General features: G+C 38.9%; 16 protein-coding genes. 12 read left to right on the forward strand and 4 right to left on the reverse strand.

Annotation, left to right across the window (positions count from 1 at the left end; genetic code table 11):
• Positions 1–363: 363 nt before the first annotated feature.
• Complete coding sequence (locus tag AAEY57_RS10650) at positions 364–885, reverse strand: TetR/AcrR family transcriptional regulator (RefSeq protein ID WP_076921277.1); 522 nt, start codon at positions 883–885, stop codon at positions 364–366.
• Positions 886–996: 111 nt separating this feature from the next.
• On the opposite strand from AAEY57_RS10650, the gene AAEY57_RS10655 reads away from it, so the two are divergent.
• Entirely contained in the window at positions 997–1,179 is a 183-nt protein-coding gene (locus AAEY57_RS10655; protein WP_024602491.1) for a hypothetical protein, read from the forward strand.
• Between the two features lie 86 nt (positions 1,180–1,265).
• Here AAEY57_RS10655 and AAEY57_RS10660 read toward each other — a convergent pair whose 3' ends face one another.
• Positions 1,266–2,474, reverse strand: a complete 1,209-nt coding sequence (locus AAEY57_RS10660; RefSeq protein WP_350607834.1) for a porin — start codon at positions 2,472–2,474, stop codon at positions 1,266–1,268.
• Positions 2,475–3,090: 616 nt separating this feature from the next.
• Here AAEY57_RS10660 and AAEY57_RS10665 point away from each other — a divergent pair.
• The 7 genes from AAEY57_RS10665 (at position 3,091) to AAEY57_RS10695 (ending at position 11,464) form a co-directional block, all read left to right on the forward strand.
• Positions 3,091–4,677: an ABC-F family ATPase gene (locus AAEY57_RS10665; RefSeq protein ID WP_081485471.1), complete on the forward strand. Its 1,587-nt coding sequence runs from the start codon at positions 3,091–3,093 to the stop codon at positions 4,675–4,677.
• A 152-nt stretch (positions 4,678–4,829) separates the two neighbouring features.
• Entirely contained in the window at positions 4,830–5,312 is a 483-nt protein-coding gene (gene purE, locus AAEY57_RS10670) for a 5-(carboxyamino)imidazole ribonucleotide mutase (RefSeq protein ID WP_013464946.1), read from the forward strand.
• A 2-nt stretch (positions 5,313–5,314) separates the two neighbouring features.
• Complete coding sequence (locus AAEY57_RS10675) at positions 5,315–6,460, forward strand: 5-(carboxyamino)imidazole ribonucleotide synthase (RefSeq protein ID WP_064664141.1); 1,146 nt, start codon at positions 5,315–5,317, stop codon at positions 6,458–6,460.
• Between the two features lie 69 nt (positions 6,461–6,529).
• Positions 6,530–6,754 carry a DUF2798 domain-containing protein gene (locus AAEY57_RS10680; protein ID WP_350607835.1) on the forward strand — a complete coding sequence of 75 codons (225 nt, stop codon included), beginning with the start codon at positions 6,530–6,532 and terminating at the stop codon, positions 6,752–6,754.
• Between the two features lie 4 nt (positions 6,755–6,758).
• A complete protein-coding gene (locus AAEY57_RS10685; protein ID WP_350607836.1) occupies positions 6,759–7,688 on the forward strand; it encodes a YeiH family protein in 930 nt (309 codons plus the stop codon).
• Positions 7,688–8,857: an endonuclease/exonuclease/phosphatase family protein gene (locus tag AAEY57_RS10690; protein ID WP_350607837.1), complete on the forward strand. Its 1,170-nt coding sequence runs from the start codon at positions 7,688–7,690 to the stop codon at positions 8,855–8,857. Before AAEY57_RS10685 ends, AAEY57_RS10690 begins: the two co-directional genes overlap by 1 nt.
• Before the next feature lie 105 nt (positions 8,858–8,962).
• A complete protein-coding gene (locus AAEY57_RS10695) occupies positions 8,963–11,464 on the forward strand; it encodes a S9 family peptidase (RefSeq protein WP_350607838.1) in 2,502 nt (833 codons plus the stop codon).
• Between the two features lie 37 nt (positions 11,465–11,501).
• Here the strand turns inward: AAEY57_RS10695 and rrtA are convergent, their stop codons facing one another.
• Positions 11,502–12,095, reverse strand: a complete 594-nt coding sequence (gene rrtA / locus AAEY57_RS10700; RefSeq protein ID WP_350607839.1) for a rhombosortase — start codon at positions 12,093–12,095, stop codon at positions 11,502–11,504.
• A 97-nt stretch (positions 12,096–12,192) separates the two neighbouring features.
• Here rrtA and ggt point away from each other — a divergent pair, with 97 nt between their 5' ends.
• From ggt to AAEY57_RS10715, 3 genes are all read left to right on the forward strand, one after another.
• Entirely contained in the window at positions 12,193–13,971 is a 1,779-nt protein-coding gene (gene ggt, locus AAEY57_RS10705; protein WP_350607840.1) for a gamma-glutamyltransferase, read from the forward strand.
• 368 nt (positions 13,972–14,339) lie between these two features.
• Entirely contained in the window at positions 14,340–16,034 is a 1,695-nt protein-coding gene (locus AAEY57_RS10710) for an NAD-dependent malic enzyme (protein ID WP_128583564.1), read from the forward strand.
• Between the two features lie 112 nt (positions 16,035–16,146).
• Positions 16,147–16,857 carry an SIMPL domain-containing protein gene (locus AAEY57_RS10715; RefSeq protein WP_350607841.1) on the forward strand — a complete coding sequence of 237 codons (711 nt, stop codon included), beginning with the start codon at positions 16,147–16,149 and terminating at the stop codon, positions 16,855–16,857.
• Between the two features lie 85 nt (positions 16,858–16,942).
• Here AAEY57_RS10715 and AAEY57_RS10720 read toward each other — a convergent pair whose 3' ends face one another.
• Positions 16,943–18,304, reverse strand: a complete 1,362-nt coding sequence (locus AAEY57_RS10720; RefSeq protein ID WP_028835242.1) for a DUF2254 domain-containing protein — start codon at positions 18,302–18,304, stop codon at positions 16,943–16,945.
• Positions 18,305–18,424: 120 nt separating this feature from the next.
• On the opposite strand from AAEY57_RS10720, the gene AAEY57_RS10725 reads away from it, so the two are divergent.
• The gene (locus tag AAEY57_RS10725) at positions 18,425–18,793 is read left to right on the forward strand and encodes an MAPEG family protein (protein ID WP_350607842.1); all 369 of its coding nucleotides are present in this window, start codon (positions 18,425–18,427) and stop codon (positions 18,791–18,793) included.

An 18,793-nucleotide genomic window follows, 5' to 3' on the forward strand; every position in this document is an offset into this window, starting at 1 on the left:
GTTTTTGACGAATTCTTTTAATTGTTGATTAATATTGAAATTTTATTCTATCAACACAGAAATGGATCACAGCCACATATATACAGTTAAGCCTTTTTGCTATAAATTACCTTATTTTATGGTGTAAATGGCTGGCTGGTGGATGTAAGGTAACATAAAAAAGAACACATCATACTAATGGCGTTTAAATGTAGTCTTAGCAATGGGGTAATATAAATTATCAATTTAGTCATAAGTGGAGTGGTGGGTTTATAACGCTTATTGAGTTTGGCTATCTGGGTCGTTAATTAAAGAATTTAAATAACAAAAAAGGTTGGCGGTGCTTTATTTATATCAGCACCGGTCTATACGTTTAGGACTTAATTACAAAAGCGCTATTTTATTACTTAACTGTCTAAGCATATTTTCAGCATTAGGTAAGGGATCGTTTAACCCATCGATTAAGGTCATAAAATAACAGTCCATCATTACGCTTGCTTTTGTTTCATCAAACTTCGGTTGTTCACTAAAAAGCAGTTGTTTAAATTCATCCATCTGCGCTTTAAATAAAGACGTTCTCCAAATGATGTCGCTAATTAATAGCTTACTAAATTCACTATTTTCACAATAAAAAGAATAAAGCGGATGAGCGTAATGACGTAACTTTAATCGAGGGGAGTGCTGCGTATCTAACTGCTTTGCTTGGTTAATAATAACGGCTATTTGTTGTTGCATACCGGCCATCAATAAATCAATTTTATTTTCAAAATGACTAAACACTGTACCTACAGCAACATTGGCTGCAATCGCTATTTCTCTTGTTGATGTGTGATCGTAACCTTGCAACAAAAATAATTCCCATGCTGAAGCTAAAATTTTATCGCGTGTCTTTTCTTTTTTACTCATTATATTTCAATGCTTTACTTGTTTGTTAAATAAAAGGGCTAAATCATTATTTGATTAATTGAGCGCGCTCAATTAATATTTTGAGCACACTCATTTTTATAAGGATGTTACATGAAGTTTATCAAACGTGTTATTGGTTATGTACTTTTTATTCCACTAATTTATTTTTATTCTTATTTGCTAGGGCCAATATTAAAAGCAGTTTTAGTCCCAGGAGGGGTTGCTTTTTTATGGCTTATTCTAGGGCCAACAGAGGGGACGCGTGCGTTAAAAAAAGCATTTAAGAAAAAATAGCTCAAGCTTCAACTAAACAAATCGAAAAAAAGCCCTGCTATTTTGCAGGGCTTTAAGTTTTTTTAAGCTTGAAAGCTCAACTGATATTAAAGAACGTATCTAAAACCAAAAGCAATACCGTCATCTTCAGATTGCTCCATTAGCGCTTGCTGCTGTTTATTATTACTTTCAAAATCACCAAAGTCTTTACGTGCTTCTACATAAAGTTGTGTGTCTTGGTCAATTAAGTAATGCACACCAATAACTGCAAACTGACGCTTAAATACATCGTTAGGATCGGCATTAAAGTTTGGTTGAATTACGTAGTCATCACCTGCATCAAATAAGTTATAGGCAATAAATGGTCTAAAATCGTTATCAAAGCGATACGACACAAATGTTTCAATACCAATCGCATCTTTAATTAAACGACCTATGTTATCTGTATCGTGGTTTTCGTTTTTGTTGATATTAGCGGCTACATACAAGCCTGGCGCATCAATATTGCCCCAAATAACACCTGCACCATAAATTAAATCGTCAACAGAGCGGGTTGTTCCGTCGCCATACGTTAATTTAAACTCGCCGCGGTTAATACCCGCGGTCAGTTTTAGCTTATCAGTCACGTTATAGGTTACTGCACCGCCAAACGTATAGTTAAATTCAACTTGTTGTGCAGCAGCATCTCCAGACTCAAAATTTGCTTGGCATTGTGATTCTGTAATATTACTTACATCACAAGTATAAAAAGCGCTGTTTTTTAACTGAGTTTGAACACTAAAGTCAAAGTCGTTGTAGCTATTACGGTATTGCAGTGTTTTATCACCACGACCAGTACCATTTACGGCACCATCGTCTTTGTTGTAAGTGTAAACACCGGCAGCGTTACCATCCCATACATAGCTGTAGTTTGTTGCATACACAACATCAAACCACGCACCCCATTGTTTACCAATCGTAATTTGGCCGTATTTATCGTGTTTAAGTCCTGCATAGCCTAAACGATTATATAAAAACTCATCTTGAATAGATTCAAAACGGTTGTTATATACAATATCGCTACTGCCAACAGGGTTGACACCCCATTCAACTAAAGCCATTGCTTCCCAGCCGTTTTTTATTTGGCGTTTAAAATCAAAATTAATTCGTGAGGCACCATTGACGATTTCGTTTTGACCTTGAGTATTTATCACTCGCGCATCAATGTATCCGCCTACTGCGACTGTATTTTTTTCATCCTTAAACACTTCTACTGCTGAAACACTTGGAGCAGCTAAAACACCCGCAATTGCTAGCGATACTAATTTTCTTTTCATTGTGTGTGCCTTGACTAAATTAAAGGCGTTTTTATAATTACTAAATTCGAAGTCGTGCAGACTAGCAAAGCAATAAAAGGCTCAAAAGTGAAAAATTATCAATGACAATTAGCACAAAACACGCAGCTTGTTCATTTTAAGTTAATGCTGTTTTTATTTTGTAGCCGTATAAACTGCCATTTAATTTTGGAATAAGACATTAGGCTTAAATGCAGGAGAGGGAGTGTTGAATTTTTTTCATAGTTGCGCCTGTCGGCATGGGTAGAGCTAAAACTCTAATACTATAAAAAACGTTAATATAGCCGTATTAATTGTTAATAAAAGTAAAATGCGACCAAGTCGCCTGTAAACGCGATTAAATAATTTATAAAGGTTTTATGCTAGTTGTTTTTTAATAAACATTTTTTTACTGCATCAACAGTACAATAATGAGTTTTACCCACCTTTTCAGCACATTTACTCGCCCAGTACTTTGGCTATTTAATTGCTTTTATAGTTAATAAACAGCCACCGTTTACTTTGAGTTTGGTGCTATAAACTTTCATAGAAAAAAACGGTGATTTGGTTTAAACTGCGCGCAATTTAAATACTTCAGTCTCCCTTGGAGGGTAGCGCTATTATTAGTACAGCAAACATCACCATGCAATTTGGTGCTAAACCGTTATTTGAAAATATCTCAGCTAAATTTGGCGAATCAAACCGTTATGGTTTAATTGGTGCTAATGGTTGCGGTAAATCAACGTTTATGAAAATCCTTAGTGGTGAATTAGAACCATCTTCGGGTAACGTAAGTACTGATCCAAATGAGCGCGTTGCTAAACTAAACCAAGATCAATTCGCCTACGAAGAATATTCTGTTATTGATACCGTGATTATGGGTCATAAAGAATTGTGGGATATCAAACAAGAACGTGACCGTATATATAGCCTACCTGAAATGAGTGAAGAAGACGGCATGAAAGTAGCCGATCTTGAAACTGAATTTGCTGAAATGGACGGTTACTCGGCTGAATCTAAAGCGGGTGAGTTACTATTAGGTGTGGGTATTGCTACAGAGCAGCACTACGGACCTATGTCAGAAATTGCACCAGGTTTTAAACTTCGTGTGCTTCTAGCTCAAGTTTTGTTTTCAGACCCTGATATCATGCTGCTCGATGAGCCTACCAATAACTTGGACATTTATACAATTAAGTGGCTTGAAGATGTATTGAATCAACGTGACTGTACCATGATCATCATCTCGCATGACCGTCACTTTTTAAATTCGGTATGTACGCACATGGCCGATATTGACTACGGTGAACTACGTATTTACCCGGGTAACTACGATGAATACATGTTTGCAGCTACTCAAGCACGCGAACGTTTATTAAGTGAAAACGCCAAAAAGAAAAGCCAAATAGCAGAGCTTCAACAATTTGTATCGCGCTTTTCTGCCAACGCATCAAAGGCAAAGCAAGCCACTTCACGTGCAAAACGAATTGATAAAATTCAATTAGACGAAGTAAAAGCGTCGTCACGTCAAACACCGTTTATTCGTTTTGAACAAGAAAAGCAGTTATTTCGTAACGCACTAGAAATGACTAGCTTATCGCAAGGTTTTGAAGAAACTTTATTCTCAGGCCTTGAGGGTTTGGTTGAAGTAGGTGAACGCATTGCTATTATTGGTGAAAATGGTGTGGGTAAAACAACATTATTAAACACTTTAGCAGGACGTTTAGCGCCTAAAAGCGGTGAGTTTAAATGGTCTGAAAATGCAAACATTGGCTACTATGCACAAGATCATGCCGATGAGTTTGAAAAAGACATGAATTTGTTTGAGTGGATGGAGCAATGGCAACAAGAGGGCGACGATGAGCAAGTTGTTCGTAGTTTCTTAGGTCGTATGTTGTTTTCACAAAACGATATCAAAAAATCTGTAAAAGTTATCTCAGGTGGTGAGCAAGGTCGTATGCTCTTTGGTAAAATCATGATGCATAAACCAAATATCTTATTAATGGATGAACCGACTAACCACATGGATATGGAATCTATAGAAGCGCTTAACTTAGCACTTGAAGCATATGAAGGTACCTTGATGTTTGTATCACACGATCGTCAGTTTGTATCATCAGTTGCTACCCGTATTTGGGAAATTAAAGACGGTAAAATAATCGACTTTAGGGGAAACTACAGCGAATATTTAGCGAGTAAAGAAGCTTAATTGCTGATTGTTTCGCTGTTTAAAAAAGCCATGTTTAACATGGCTTTTTTATTGCCTGCTGGTCGCATTAGTGCAGCATTTAAGTATATAATACCCGCCATAAAACCGGACATAAGTCCGCTATTCTTAAAATACATTACTGAGGAGTATTTATGACTGTTGGCATTATTATGGGTTCTAAATCAGATTGGCCAACCATGGAACACGCCGCCCTTATGCTAGAAAAATTTGGCATTGAGTATGAAACTAAAGTGGTTTCTGCCCACCGTACTCCTCAATTACTTGCCGATTACGCAAGTTCAGCCGCAGAACGCGGTATTAAAGTTATTATTGCAGGCGCAGGTGGCGCGGCGCACTTACCGGGAATGGCGGCAGCGTTTACATCTCTGCCAGTTTTAGGCGTACCCGTTAAATCTAAAGCGCTAAACGGTGTAGATTCTCTGTTATCTATTTGCCAAATGCCAAAAGGTGTTGCGGTAGGCACTCTTGCTATTGGTGAGCCCGGTGCTGCAAACGCAGGTTTATTAGCGGCACAAATTTTAGGATGTCAAAACCCAGAAATCTTCGCAAAAATCGAAGCGTTCCGTAAAGAACAAACTGAGACTGTTTTAGCTAACCCAAATCCTGCAGAGTGATCATGAATATTTTAATTTTAGGGGCAGGGCAGCTAGCACGAATGATGAGCTTAGCTGGTGCACCACTTAATTTAAATGTGGTTGCTTATGATGTAGGCAGCAAAAAGATTGTACATCCGCTTACCAATGAAGTGTACCCAACAACGCTCGAACAAGCGATAGAAAACGCTGATGCTATTACGGCCGAGTTTGAACATATTCCAGATGATGTACTTACACAGTGTTGTAATAGCAATAAGTTTTATCCGGGCAAACAAGCCATTAAAACCGGTGGCGACCGTGCGCTTGAAAAAGCGCTCCTAGATAAAACCGCGGTCGCATGCGCGCCATATCAATTAATTACAGAAAAAGCGCATCTTGAACTCGCGGTTCAAACACTTGGTAAGCCATTAGTCATTAAAACATGCCAAGCGGGTTACGATGGTAAAGGCCAATGGCGTTTAAAATCAGACGATCAAATTGAGCAAATTTGGGCTGAAATGGCTGATTTTATTGCATCAGGCACTGAGCACGCTCCGCACACCATAATTGCAGAAAAAATGATCCCGTTTGATCGTGAAGTCTCTATTATTGGTGCGCGCGATAAACACGGCCATGTTGCTATTTATCCATTAACTGAAAACGAGCACACCGAGGGTGTGTTAACGCTTTCGGTTGCAGGTAAAAACAATAATAGCCAACTAGAACAACAAGCAATCACGGCATTTACCCGAATTGCGAATGAGCTTAATTATGTGGGTGTACTCGCCATTGAGTTTTTTGATGTGCAAGGTACATTACTGGTTAATGAAATTGCGCCGCGAGTTCATAACTCAGGCCATTGGACGCAACAAGGTGCTCATTGCTCGCAATTTGAAAACCATATGCGCGCTGTTGCCGGCTTACCTTTGGGTAGTACGCAACTTAAGCAACCGACTGCTATGATAAATGTATTAGGCCAAGCACAAATCCCTACTGATGTGTTAAAAACAGCAGATGTAACCAGCCATTGGTACGGTAAAAGTGTAAAACCTGGTCGCAAAATGGGCCACATTAATGTATCTGCTGATAATTTACAGCAATTAGGTGAACGCCTTGGTGAACTCGCAATGTGTTTACCAGAGCAAGATTACCCCGGTGTATTAGCTACCAGCAAATCGCTATTATAAGTTAAAAAACAAAGCGATAAATTGAACTTAACTTCAATATATCGCTTTACCTTCTAAAGGTTCTTTTCAATGATCCATCCAAAGTTTCGTACTATTGTGTTTGCCTTTTTTATGGCACTTTTCATGTCAGGTTTTATGTCGTTAGTTATTTCTTTATTTAATGTTGGTATGGTCGATAACATCGTATCTATCTGGCTTAAAGCGTGGTTATTTGCCTTTTGCATTGCCTTTCCTACAGTTATATTTGTTGCTCCCGTTGTCCATAAACTGACTAATAAACTTATTCGGCCTTAAAATAGTGATTATCACTAAATTGCATAAGCCAACATTTATACTCTCACTCGCACTGTGTATGACTCCTTTTATTGGAGCAGGAAGTGCATTGGTTTTAGGCGCTATATTTGCTATTACCTTAGGTAACCCGTTTGCTGAGTTATCACAAAAGGCCAGTAAATGGATGCTAAAGTTGGCGGTTGTGGGGTTGGGGTTTGCTGTTGATTTTAATCAGGTAATTGAGGTTGGTCGCAGCTCTTTAGTGTTAACAATTGTCAGTATTACTGCCATAATTGGGCTTGGCGAAATTTTAACTCAAGTGTTTAAACTTAATCGTAACACAGGCGTGTTAATTTCCTTTGGAACCGCTATTTGTGGTGGTAGCGCTATTGCGGCCATGGCACCGGTTATAAAAGCTAAAGATCATGAAGTGGCTGTGGCGCTGGGTATCGTATTTTTACTCAATGGTGTAGGGTTATTATTATTCCCTGCAATTGGGCACTATTTTGAATTAACCCAAGAGCAGTTTGGATTATGGGCTGCACTTGCAATTCATGATACCAGCAGCGTGGTAGGTGCATCGGCTACTTATGGTGCAGTGGCACTGAGCATAGCAACAACAGTGAAGCTTACTCGTGCTATGTGGATTATTCCATACACTACGCTTGCGGGAGTGTTTATGCGCTCTGATGAAAAGGCGAGTATTCCTTTATTTATTGTGGGCTTTTTATTAGCTGCATTAATTAATACTTATATGCCGTCGTTTTCATCCACATGGGAACTCATTAATAGTGCAGCTAAGCAATTATTAGTGGTTACACTGTTTTTAATTGGCAGTGGTTTGTCACTATCGGTTCTTAAGCAAGCAGGTATAAAGCCATTTTTGATGGCAATTACTTTGTGGGTTATAGTCAGCAGCACAATTTTATTATTAATTATAGATGGATTCATATAATGAAACGTAATCTTAGTATTACAGCAATCAGTAGTGTGTTATTTGCTGTTTTTTCTAGCAGCCCTGTATTGGCTGAATCGCTACGCGTAGCAACCTTTAATGTCAGTATGGATGCCACTAATTACACCGCTAAAAATGAACAAGTAAAAAGTGATGCACTGGTAAATGCACTGCGTTCAAACCACCAGCAAATTAAAAATATTGCTGAAATAATCCAGCGCGTCCGCCCAGATGTAGTACTACTCAATGAGTTTGACTACATTCCAAAAGAGCAAGGTATCGAGTATTTTAAAAGCCATTATTTAAATGTAGGGCAAAATAATCAAGCAGTAATTGATTACCCATACGTTTACATTGCCCCCGTTAATACCGGCTTAGCAACTGAGTTTGACTTGGACAATAACGGCAAAAAAAATGGTGTGATGGGTGATGCGCAAGGTTTTGGATTTTTTGAAGGCCACTACGCAATGGCGTTTTTGTCTCGTTACCCCATTGATTTTGACAACATCAGAACCCTGCAAACGTTTAAGCACAAAGATTTACCGAATGTGAAAATGCCGGTAGATCCAAAAACCAATACAAATTGGTATAACGAAGAAGAATGGAATGCTTTACGTTTAAGCTCTAAATCGTTTTGGGATATACCGGTAAAAGTAAATGATAAAGTAGTTCATATGTTAGCCTCGCATCCTACGCCGCCTGTGTTTGATGGTGATGAAGACAGAAACGGCATTCGTAATCATGATGAAATTAGATTAATTGCTGATTACGTTAATAACGAAAGTTACCTGTATGACGATAACGGTAAAAAGGGCGGCCTTGCAGCAAAATCACGCTTTGTGATTTTAGGTGACCTAAATGCCGCCCCTGAGGGCGATAAAAAGCGCACAAATACAACAGATCAGTTACTTAAAAGCCCGATGATTAATGCCGGTTTTATTCCAACCAGTGAGGGCGCTAAAGAGCAATACCCACAAGCTTATGCTAAAAATTACACTGCTAACTGGCAGGCACGCGTTGATTACGTTCTGCCTTCAAATTATGGACTAACCATTAAAGATGGTGGCGTATTTTGGCCGAAAAAACAAAGCGAATTGTACCGTTTAATCAAAGATAGAAACGCATCAAGTGACCACCGTATGGTATGGCTTGATTTAACGGTTGAATAAACGGGTTACTCACCCCGATATCAGCGTTGTTTATCTTAAATAATTGCAATTATAAAGGTGCTTCTGCTTAAATACGGTTAATTATAATAACCGTCAAGAAGCACTATGATTTTTAAATTTTCATCTTCTAAAACACTTGTTGCAATGGCTGTTGCGTCAAGTGTTATGTTAGCGGGCTGTACAGCAACCGCCACAACTTCTAATGACTCAGCTATTCAAACAAATACCAAGGTTGCAAGTGTTGTTAACACACCTGCAGACATGGGTGTCTCAAAAATTACGCTTGAACAAGCGATGGCTCACCCTGATTGGATTGGACGTCAACCGCAAGGTGCATTTTGGAGTGCTGACTCAAGTACTGTTATTTACGCGCGAAAACAACAAGGTAGTGAGCTAAGAGATTTATTCACTCAAGCTGTAAACGCTCAAACAGCAGAGCAAGTGGCTTTAAATCAGCTTCACAGCGTAGGCTCAAGTAAAGCTGTTTTTTCTAACGATAAATCACTTCAAGCTTATGTGTTTGAAGGCAACATATTTATTAAAAACGTACAGTCAGGCGTAATTAAGCAAATTACGCAAAGCTCAGCCACCGAGTCAAAACCACAATTTTTAAACGATGGTAACTTAGCGTATCGCCAAGGTAATATCTTTTTTAAAGTAGATTTAACCACAGGTTTAACCCGTGAAATTGCTAATTTAAAGCTGGCTGACAAACCACAAGGTATAAAAGAGCCAACAACTTATATTGCCAAAGAGCAACATAAGCTGATTGATTACATTGCACTGCAGCATAAAAACAAACAAGATAAGTATGCGCGAAATGAGCAAGTTAAAACCCAAAATAGCTCAATTGCCAACACGTATTACTATTTAGGCGATGGCAACACGGTTGATGAAGCCCAGCTTTCTCCAAATGGCGACGCGTTAATTGTGGTTGTTCAAGAAAAAAGTTCATGGCGTGGTGAAGGCGACATTATGCCTAACTACATCACTGATGATGCGACAATAGAGCCTAAAAAAGTTCGCCGTCGTGTGGCTGACGCTAAAGAGCAAACTTCTGAAATTGTTTATATTAACCTTGCAGATCAAAGCCAAACTACTTTAGGGTTTAATACCTTGCCTGGTTTTGATGAAGATGTACTCGCTGAGGTTAAAAAAGAAAACTATGCCCGCGAAGGCAAAACGTATAAGTCTAAGAAACAACCGCGTGGCATTAATGTAATTTCAGACTGGGGATGGGATCAATCGCCTATCAGCTGGAACGATGATGGCAGCCAAGTGGCGATTATGCTTGAAGCATGGGATAACAAAGATCGTTGGTTGGCCACTGTTGATTTTGAAAATAACAAACTCGTATCTCAACACCGTTTACATGACGATGCGTGGATTGCGTATGCGTTTAACGACTTTGGTTGGTTAAATGACTCAACTACGCTTTATTATTTATCGGAAGAGTCGGGGTACAGTCAGCTTTATAAAAAACCTTTAAATGGCAAGGCTACGGCTTTAACACAAGGTGAGTTTGAAGTGTCTGACTTAACCCTTACTGATGACAATAGTGCTATTTACTATAAAGCGAATATTGAGCATCCGGGTCTTTACGAAATATACCGTGTTAATCCACAAACAGGTGTTAGTGAGCAAGTAACCGACTTAAACGGTATGACGGATTACACCTTAAGCCCTGATCAATCTAAGTTATTACTTAGACATTCTAAAATCACTATGCCGACTGAACTTTATGTGGCAGAGGCTAAAGCAAACACAACCGCTACTCGTTTAACCAATACGGTATCTGATGCGTTTTTAGCTAAAAAACTCACAGCGCCTAAAATTGTTGCTGTGCCATCAAGTCATACAGATCAGCCCATATACGCCAAAGTATATTACCCAGCTGATTACCAAGAGGGTGAAACAGGCAAAACCCGCAAAGCAGTTATTTTTAACCACGGTGCAGGGTACTTGCAAAATTCACACATGGGGTGGTCTGGCTACTTCCGTGAATTTATGTTCCATTCATTACTAGCAGATGAAGGTTATGTAGTAATGGATATGGATTACCGCGCATCTAAAGGCTATGGTCGTGATTGGCGAACGGCTATTTATCGCCAAATGGGAACACCTGAAACACAAGATTTAGCCGATGGCGTAAAATGGATGGCGGATAATGCCAATGTTAATATCCAAGCGGTAGGGACTTACGGTGGCTCTTATGGTGGGTTTATGACCTTCATGGCGTTATTTACCGCACCAGACTTGTTTCAATCAGGCGCAGCGCTTCGTCCAGTGACTGATTGGGCTCATTACAACACAGGTTATACGGCTAACATTTTGAATCACCCTGATGTTGACCCGATTGCCTATGAGCGTAGTTCACCTATTTATTATGCAGAAGGGCTTAAAAAGCATTTATTAATAAATGCGCCTATGGTTGATGATAACGTGTTCTTTCAAGATTCAGTACGTTTAGTACAGCGTTTAATAGAACTTGAAAAAGAAAACTTTGAAACAGCAATCTTCCCAGTAGAACCGCATGGTTTTGTTCAGCCTTCGAGCTGGTTAGATGAATACCGTCGAATTTATAAACTGTTTAAAGAAACGCTTTAATCGACTAAAAATAAAAACGCCACTTATGTGGCGTTTTTTAACTGTGTTTATTATCGTTTTTGATGTGTTTTACAACCAGCGGCACAGCTAATAAAACCCCACCAATTGCGCCAATTAAATGCGCATCAACGGCCACCGTTGATTGAATAAGTTGACCAATTTCTGCGCTTGGACCATTAACTTGCTCAAGAATAAGCTTTATCCATACGCCAATAAACAAGATATAACCTGATTTTAACCCAACAGTGACATCTTTTATGGCCCCCCACACGATCACGCTATGCAATAGCGCACTCAGCCCTGTATAAATAATGATTGTTGGACAAAACCAATAAACACCCAAGCCACACCAAAGCGCAAGGAGTGCGATATTAAAGCTGTATTGCTTAGGTGTAGTGTATTCACCATGCAATAACCAAATAAGCGCGATACCAGCACAATTTAAACCTAGGTGTACCCAGTTAGCATGTACAAATTGACTGGTAAATAAACGCCATAGTTGGCCTTGTTCAATTAATGGGCGATTAAACTCAAGCTCATTGTTCATACCAAGCCATGCTAAGAGCGTACTTAATACAATTAAACACAAGGGGGGTAAAACATAACGCGGCTGAAGAGGTAAATTAAGCATTTAATGATCATTTTTTTATATTTATTTTTGCATATTGTGCCTGTTTAACTTTAAGATGCCAATTATCTTCCATGCAATTTAAGTTTAATCAGTAATTATGAATTTTAAGCTCAACTCGTTATTTGCTCTCTCTTTAAGTGCACTGTCTTTACCTTTATTTGCACAGCAAGCAAGTCAAATTGAAACCCGTGAACCAGAAGCCGCCACAGGGGTAGTACAAAAGCAATTAGTACCTGGCGATAAATACATGGTTGCGGCTGCAAATCCTTATGCCTCACAAGCGGGTAAGGCCATTTTAGCCCAAGGCGGAAGCGCCGTTGATGCGGCTATTGCCACCCAATTAGTGCTTACATTAGTTGAGCCGCAATCATCAGGCATTGGTGGTGGTACGTTTATGATGTATTACAACAAAGCTAACAATAAACTAACCAGTTTTGATGGTCGCGAAACAGCCCCCAGTAATGCCGATGAAAACCTGTTTTTAAATGAACATGGCAAAGCTGTTAAATGGATTGAAGCAGTTGTAGGTGGTCGCTCTGTAGGTGTACCAGGTATTTTACATGCGTTTGCCAGTGCCCATAAACAATATGGTAACTTGCCATGGGCAACGTTATTTAAGCCAGCTATTGCGCTTGCTGAACAAGGGTTTGAAGTATCTCCACGATTACATGGCTTACTCGTTAGGCAGTTAAACCCTGGTGTTATGAGTATGCCGGTCATAAATGAGTATTTTTTTCCCAATGGTGAAGTGATCAAAGTCGGCAGTATTAAAAAAAATCAGCCATTAGCTAATTTATATAAAGACATTGCTTCAAAAGGGATAGATGCTTTTTATAAAGGTGATAATGCAAAAGCCATGGTAAAAGCAGTACAACAGTCAAAAATTGCGCCTGGTAAATTATCTGAGCAAGATCTTGCTAATTACAGCAGTAAAGAGCGTGCACCCGTTTGTATAAAATACCGAGTTTATAATGTCTGCTCGATGGCGCCGCCAAGTAGTGGCGGTATCTCAGTACTACAAATTTTAGGCTTGCTTGAACACAAAGACATGGCAAACATTAAAGCCAATAGTGCCGAGGCAATTCATTACTTTAGCCAAGCGTCACGTATTGCGTTTGCCGATCGTAATAAATACATAGGCGATCCTGACTTTACCCAAGTACCTACTCAAGAGTTATTAAATAAAGACTATATTGCCACCCGCGCAAAATTAATTACTGAAAAAGATCAAAAAGCATTGCCAGGCAACCCTGTTGATCACTTAAGCTATGCAAATGATGATTCTTTTGAATTGCCCTCTACCTCGCATGTATCAATTGTGGATAGCAAAGGCAATGCTGTTTCAATGACCAGCTCTATTGAAATGGCGTTTGGATCAACAGTGATGGTTAATGGTTATATTTTAAATAATCAGCTGACTGATTTTTCACTCTCGCCGCGTAAAAATGGCAAGTTAGTGGCTAACAGAGTAGAAGCCCATAAACGTCCGCGCAGCTCAATGTCACCCGTGATGGTATTTAATCAAGATGGGAGCTTACGTTTAGTGGTCGGCTCTCCTGGTGGTAGTCGCATTATTGATTATGTAGCGCAAGTTGTTATTGGCGTTTTAGATTGGGATTTGAATGCGCAACAAGCCATTAATTTACCGCGAACCACTAATCGCAACGACTACACCAGCGTAGAAAAAGGCACTGCACTTGAAGCGGTGGTACCAAAGCTTAAAAAGCGCGGCCATGATGTGCGCGTGATTGACTTAAACTCTGGGCTGCATGCGGTAGAAGTTAAAAACAACCGTTTGTATGGCGCCGCCGATCCTCGCAGGGAAGGGATGGCATTATCGGATTTAAGTAATAATAAAGCCTCATTTAAATTCTAAAACATGTATAATCAACAGCAGGTTTGCAGCTAATGTATTACCTGCTGTTATTTATGTAACAGCTTAATAGTTAATGATTATTTGATTGAAAATAGTATGTTAACTAACGTAAAAAATTAGCAAATCTAAAAATAACTGACACTGTTGTAATCATTGCACACAGCAAACGCTGGTCTAATGCCCGTTTTAATTTTTATAAACTCACAACAGCCAGCTAACATATTCACCAAATATGAGTGGCTTTATACTAAAGTAGCGCTTGTATTTGTAAATTTTCAATGGTCTGACAAGCTTAAATGTCATTGCAATTTAGCCTTTAACAATGATAATGGCAGATCATTACTTAAGATTCAGTAAAGCTTGGAAATATGACTACAAATACCGATCCAAATTATCTTTATATTCCTTATTCTGGCCCAGGCCTAATTGAAACCCCACTATTGAATAAAGGAAGTGCTTTTAGCCAAAAAGAACGTGAACACTTTAATCTTGCTGGTTTACTTCCTCCTCGTTACGAAACAATAGAAGAGCAAGTTGAGCGTTGTTACCAACAATACTCAAGTTTTAACGACAACTTAAATAAGCACATTTATTTACGCGCCATTCAAGATAATAACGAAACGCTTTATTACCGTTTAGTGCGCGATCATATCGAAGAAATGATGCCTATTATCTACACCCCAACAGTGGGTGATGCCTGTGAAAAGTTTTCTGATATTTATCGCAGTGCCCGTGGTTTATTTATTTCCTATGAAGATCGCTTTCACATTGACGATATTTTACGTAATGCCACAAAAGGCAAAGTAAAAGTGATTGTTGTTACCGACGGTGAGCGTATTTTAGGTCTTGGCGACCAAGGTATTGGTGGCATGGGGATTCCAATTGGTAAGCTTTCTTTGTATACCGCGTGTGGCGGTATTAGCCCAGCTTATACGTTACCGGTTATGCTCGATGTGGGAACCAATAACGAAAAATTATTAAACGACCCAATGTACATGGGTGCTCGCCATAAACGTATTGCACAAGACGAATACGATGAGTTTTTAGACTTATTCATTAAAGCAGTTAAACGTCGCTGGCCAAATGTGTTACTGCAGTTTGAAGATTTTGCTCAGCCTAATGCAATGCCATTATTAAAGCGTTACCGTAATGAAATTTGTAGCTTTAATGATGACATTCAAGGTACTGCGTCGGTTACTGTGGGGTCTTTATTAGCAGCATGTCGTGTTAAAGGTGCTAAATTATCAACTCAAAAAGTTGTTTTTGTAGGCGCAGGCTCTGCAGGCTGTGGTATTGCTGAACAAATTGTTAGCACTATGGTTGCTGAGGGCATCAGTGAAGCACAGGCACGCAGCCAAGTATTTATGGTTGACCGTTTTGGCTTATTAACAGATGGTATGCAAGGCTTACGCGACTTCCAACAAATGTTAGCGCAACCAACGAGCTGCCTAGCAGATTGGACTTACAGCGGCGAATACGCGTCATTATTAGATGTAATGCACTGTGCTGAACCAGATATTTTAATTGGTGTATCTGGCCAACCTGGTTTATTTACCGAGCAAGTCATTCGCGCTATGCATGCTAAATGTGAATCGCCAATTATTTTCCCGTTAAGTAACCCATCTAAACAAGTAGAAGCCTACCCAGAAGATGTAATTAAATGGACTGATGGCAAAGCAATTGTTGCAACTGGCAGCCCATTCGACCCAGTTGTTTATAACGGTGTGACTTACCCAATTCCACAATGTAATAATAGTTACATATTCCCGGGTATTGGCTTAGGTGTTATTGCCGCCAAAGCAACCCGTATTACCGATGCGATGCTAATTATGTCGAGCGAAATGTTGGCTGAGTCGTCACCTTTAGCTAATACAGGTAAAGGCAGCTTACTACCGGCACTGACTGAAATTGAAACGCTTAGTAAACGTATTGCGTTTGCAGTGGCTAAAAAGGCAATTGAAGAGGGCGTTGCCCTTGAAATTTCAGACGATGCGCTGTGGGCAGCCATCGACAAAAACTACTGGTTACCAAAATACCGTAACTACAAACGTTGCAGCATTTAATTACAGTAGAGATTAAAAAAAACAGGCTTTTGCCTGTTTTTTTATGCTTGTTCATCTTTAATTAACCGCATAAGGTGTTAACTGAGGCAATCAAATTTAAAAGGATAGACTTATGAAAACGCTTTCGATTTTAACCGCCGCATTACTCAGTACATCAGCTTATGCGAGCAACGCCCCAGAAGAGCCGCATATTTATGTTAAAGGTGAAGCTTCACTAACGACGATGCCGGATCATGTTTTATTAACGGTGGGCATTACTGAAATAGATAAAGACTTAATTGCAGCAAAAAAACAAACCGATACCACTATGGCCAGTGCAATAAGTTTAGTAAAAAAACTAGGGGTAGATGATGCGGATATTAATGCCGGTCAAATTTCTATATACCGTGATAACCAATATAATCGTGAAACAGGTAAACAAGAGTTTACTGGCTTTAAGGTATCAAGAACGCTCACCATTAAACTTTCTACAATTAATAAATACCCTGAATTATTACAGAGCTTAGTTAATAATGGCATTAATGAAATTAGACAAACGCAATTTTTAGCTAGCAACTACGATGAGCTGCATAAAAAAGCACAAAAACTGGCAATTAAACAAGCCAAAGTCGCGGCAAAAGAGCTAAGTGACGACTTTGATGTAGAGTTAAAAGGCTTATATAGCGCGTCGTTAACCCCGCTTGATATGCCATCTACACCGTACATGCGCAGTGAAAAAGTAATGATGGCAGACAGTGCACCTGGTAATTATGTCCCTGATGCCTATCATGCGGGTGAAATTACAATTAGCGCGTCAAGCTATGCAATTTATTATATAGATTAGGGTTTGATGATCTTTCAATGCCAAATAGGCGCTGCCGAGGGCGATAACTCTTAGTCCCTCGGCAGAATAAATAGCTCTACAGAGCTTACTCGCTAATAGGTCGGTGCTGCTCAAAACGTGCCACCAACTGCTTACCTTGTAACTCACTAATTCGCACTATTGCTTGTAGCATATTTCTAATTTCTCGTCGGTCATACTCATTACAAATGTGCTGATTAATATCATCAACAATGGCACCTAAATAATTAAACACACTGTTTCGAGCCTCAACATCCTCGTTGGCAATAAACAAAATATTTTTAAATGCTTCAATAACATTGGTCATTACATAGGCATCTGCTTTGGCATAATTGCGCAAAGGAGTGAAGTTATCGTGCAGTAATTCATCAAAACTGGTTTCATGAAAATAGAGTAAAGGGGCTTCTTCTGGTTGATAACACGCGTAGTTAATCGCATTAATCTTTAGGCGAGCAATCAATAAAATACTCAGCATATCAATAGCTTTAACCGCTGTCCCCGGATCGTTAATCCCTGGGCTCATTGCTTTTACAGCAATTTCAGAAATTTGGGTTAATCCATAACGGTAATGATCGCTAATGTATTCTTCTATATAAAAAATAAAGCAGTCTAAAATTTTCTCTATTAACTCTTCGTTTTCACAAATGTCTTTATTACACTTTAAGAACGGGTAGCCTTTAACGGTAAAGTAACCTTGCTTAACGGTAATAAAAAGTTCTATTTTTTCTTCAGCCAAAATAGCACACAGCTTATTTGTGTGAACCCCTTTGTAGTAACCCTCAGTAGTACTTTTTATTGAATGCCAATTTGAAAATTCAGGAAAGTTATCAACGGGGTTATCGCCTTGTTTGTTGATGATGTCTTGGATCTCTTGTTTGGTTTGTCTAAATAAACCATTTAATACGTTATCAACCTGAATTGCTTTTGAAATAGAGTGAATAAAAAAAACGAACAAGCCCAAAGAAATCAAACCAAAAATTAACGCAAAGAGTACCCCTAATGAGGGTATTGCCGTATTTCCGTTATCTAACTTATTAATATTAATGAGCATTATAATAGAATAAATAATACTGCCTAAATAAAACCCTAATACCATTTGATGCGATTTACGGGTAATAAGCCCAGGAACGACTCTGGGTGACAAGCTAGCGCTGGCTGCATTTAAAACCACCATCACCATAGAAAAACTAAATACGGTTAACGAAATAATACTGCCAGCTAAGGTGCTTAATATGGTTCGTGCGTTTTCTGCACTGTCTACTAATACAAATGAGATTAATGATTTAAATTGCTCAATAGGGGCTAAATACTCAACAGACATAGTGAGTACAGCAAAAATTAAAAACGCAACAGACAGGAGTGAGGGATAAAAGCCAATACTGTTTATTATTTCACGATAGTGATTGGTGATTTTTGTTCTTAAATACATATTATCCTTACTTGTTACTATTCCAATGTATAAATTACTCTAGCATAGTTCATGATAAAGCTTCTGATTTACCGCTTAACTTATGTGTTATTATTGCTGAAAAATTAAATGGACTATACTGTGATCATATCTAGCTATGCGGCCTTATTGGCCCTTTATTATATTTATTTGAGTGTTAATGTTATAAAAATACGTAAAGCCGAAGGGATTTCGTTAGGTAATGGTAGTAATACCGCGCTTGAACGTGCAACCCGAGCGCATGGTAATTTTATTGAGTACGTGCCCATTAGCTTAATTTTAGTTTTTTTATTGGAGTATCAAGGGTTAGCTAGTCATTATGTGCATGCATTAGGCGGTTTATTATTTATCAGCCGTGTTGTTCATGGTTCTGCCATTATTAACAATAATTTAAAGGCACGTGGATTGAGCATGATGAGCACCTTTGCTATTGTGATAATAAACGCGGTGTTATTACTTTTAAGTAGATAA

The organism is Pseudoalteromonas sp. MER144-MNA-CIBAN-0113 (assembly GCF_040308965.1).
GTDB classification, from domain to species: domain Bacteria; phylum Pseudomonadota; class Gammaproteobacteria; order Enterobacterales; family Alteromonadaceae; genus Pseudoalteromonas; species Pseudoalteromonas tetraodonis.

Bases quoted from the DNA above. Each gene is read 5' to 3' on its own strand.
- AAEY57_RS10650 (WP_076921277.1), bottom strand. From the start codon at position 885: ATGAGTAAAAAAGAAAAGACACGCGATAAAATTTTAGCTTCAGCATGG.
- AAEY57_RS10660 (WP_350607834.1), bottom strand. From the start codon at position 2,474: ATGAAAAGAAAATTAGTATCGCTAGCAATTGCGGGTGTTTTAGCTGCT.
- AAEY57_RS10695 (WP_350607838.1), top strand. From the start codon at position 8,963: ATGATTTTTAAATTTTCATCTTCTAAAACACTTGTTGCAATGGCTGTT.
- AAEY57_RS10710 (WP_128583564.1), top strand. From the start codon at position 14,340: ATGACTACAAATACCGATCCAAATTATCTTTATATTCCTTATTCTGGC.
- AAEY57_RS10690 (WP_350607837.1), top strand. From the start codon at position 7,688: ATGAAACGTAATCTTAGTATTACAGCAATCAGTAGTGTGTTATTTGCT.
- purE (WP_013464946.1), top strand. From the start codon at position 4,830: ATGACTGTTGGCATTATTATGGGTTCTAAATCAGATTGGCCAACCATG.
- AAEY57_RS10655 (WP_024602491.1), top strand. From the start codon at position 997: ATGAAGTTTATCAAACGTGTTATTGGTTATGTACTTTTTATTCCACTA.
- rrtA (WP_350607839.1), bottom strand. From the start codon at position 12,095: ATGCTTAATTTACCTCTTCAGCCGCGTTATGTTTTACCCCCCTTGTGT.
- ggt (WP_350607840.1), top strand. From the start codon at position 12,193: ATGAATTTTAAGCTCAACTCGTTATTTGCTCTCTCTTTAAGTGCACTG.
- AAEY57_RS10715 (WP_350607841.1), top strand. From the start codon at position 16,147: ATGAAAACGCTTTCGATTTTAACCGCCGCATTACTCAGTACATCAGCT.
- AAEY57_RS10675 (WP_064664141.1), top strand. From the start codon at position 5,315: ATGAATATTTTAATTTTAGGGGCAGGGCAGCTAGCACGAATGATGAGC.
- AAEY57_RS10680 (WP_350607835.1), top strand. From the start codon at position 6,530: ATGATCCATCCAAAGTTTCGTACTATTGTGTTTGCCTTTTTTATGGCA.
- AAEY57_RS10720 (WP_028835242.1), bottom strand. From the start codon at position 18,304: ATGTATTTAAGAACAAAAATCACCAATCACTATCGTGAAATAATAAAC.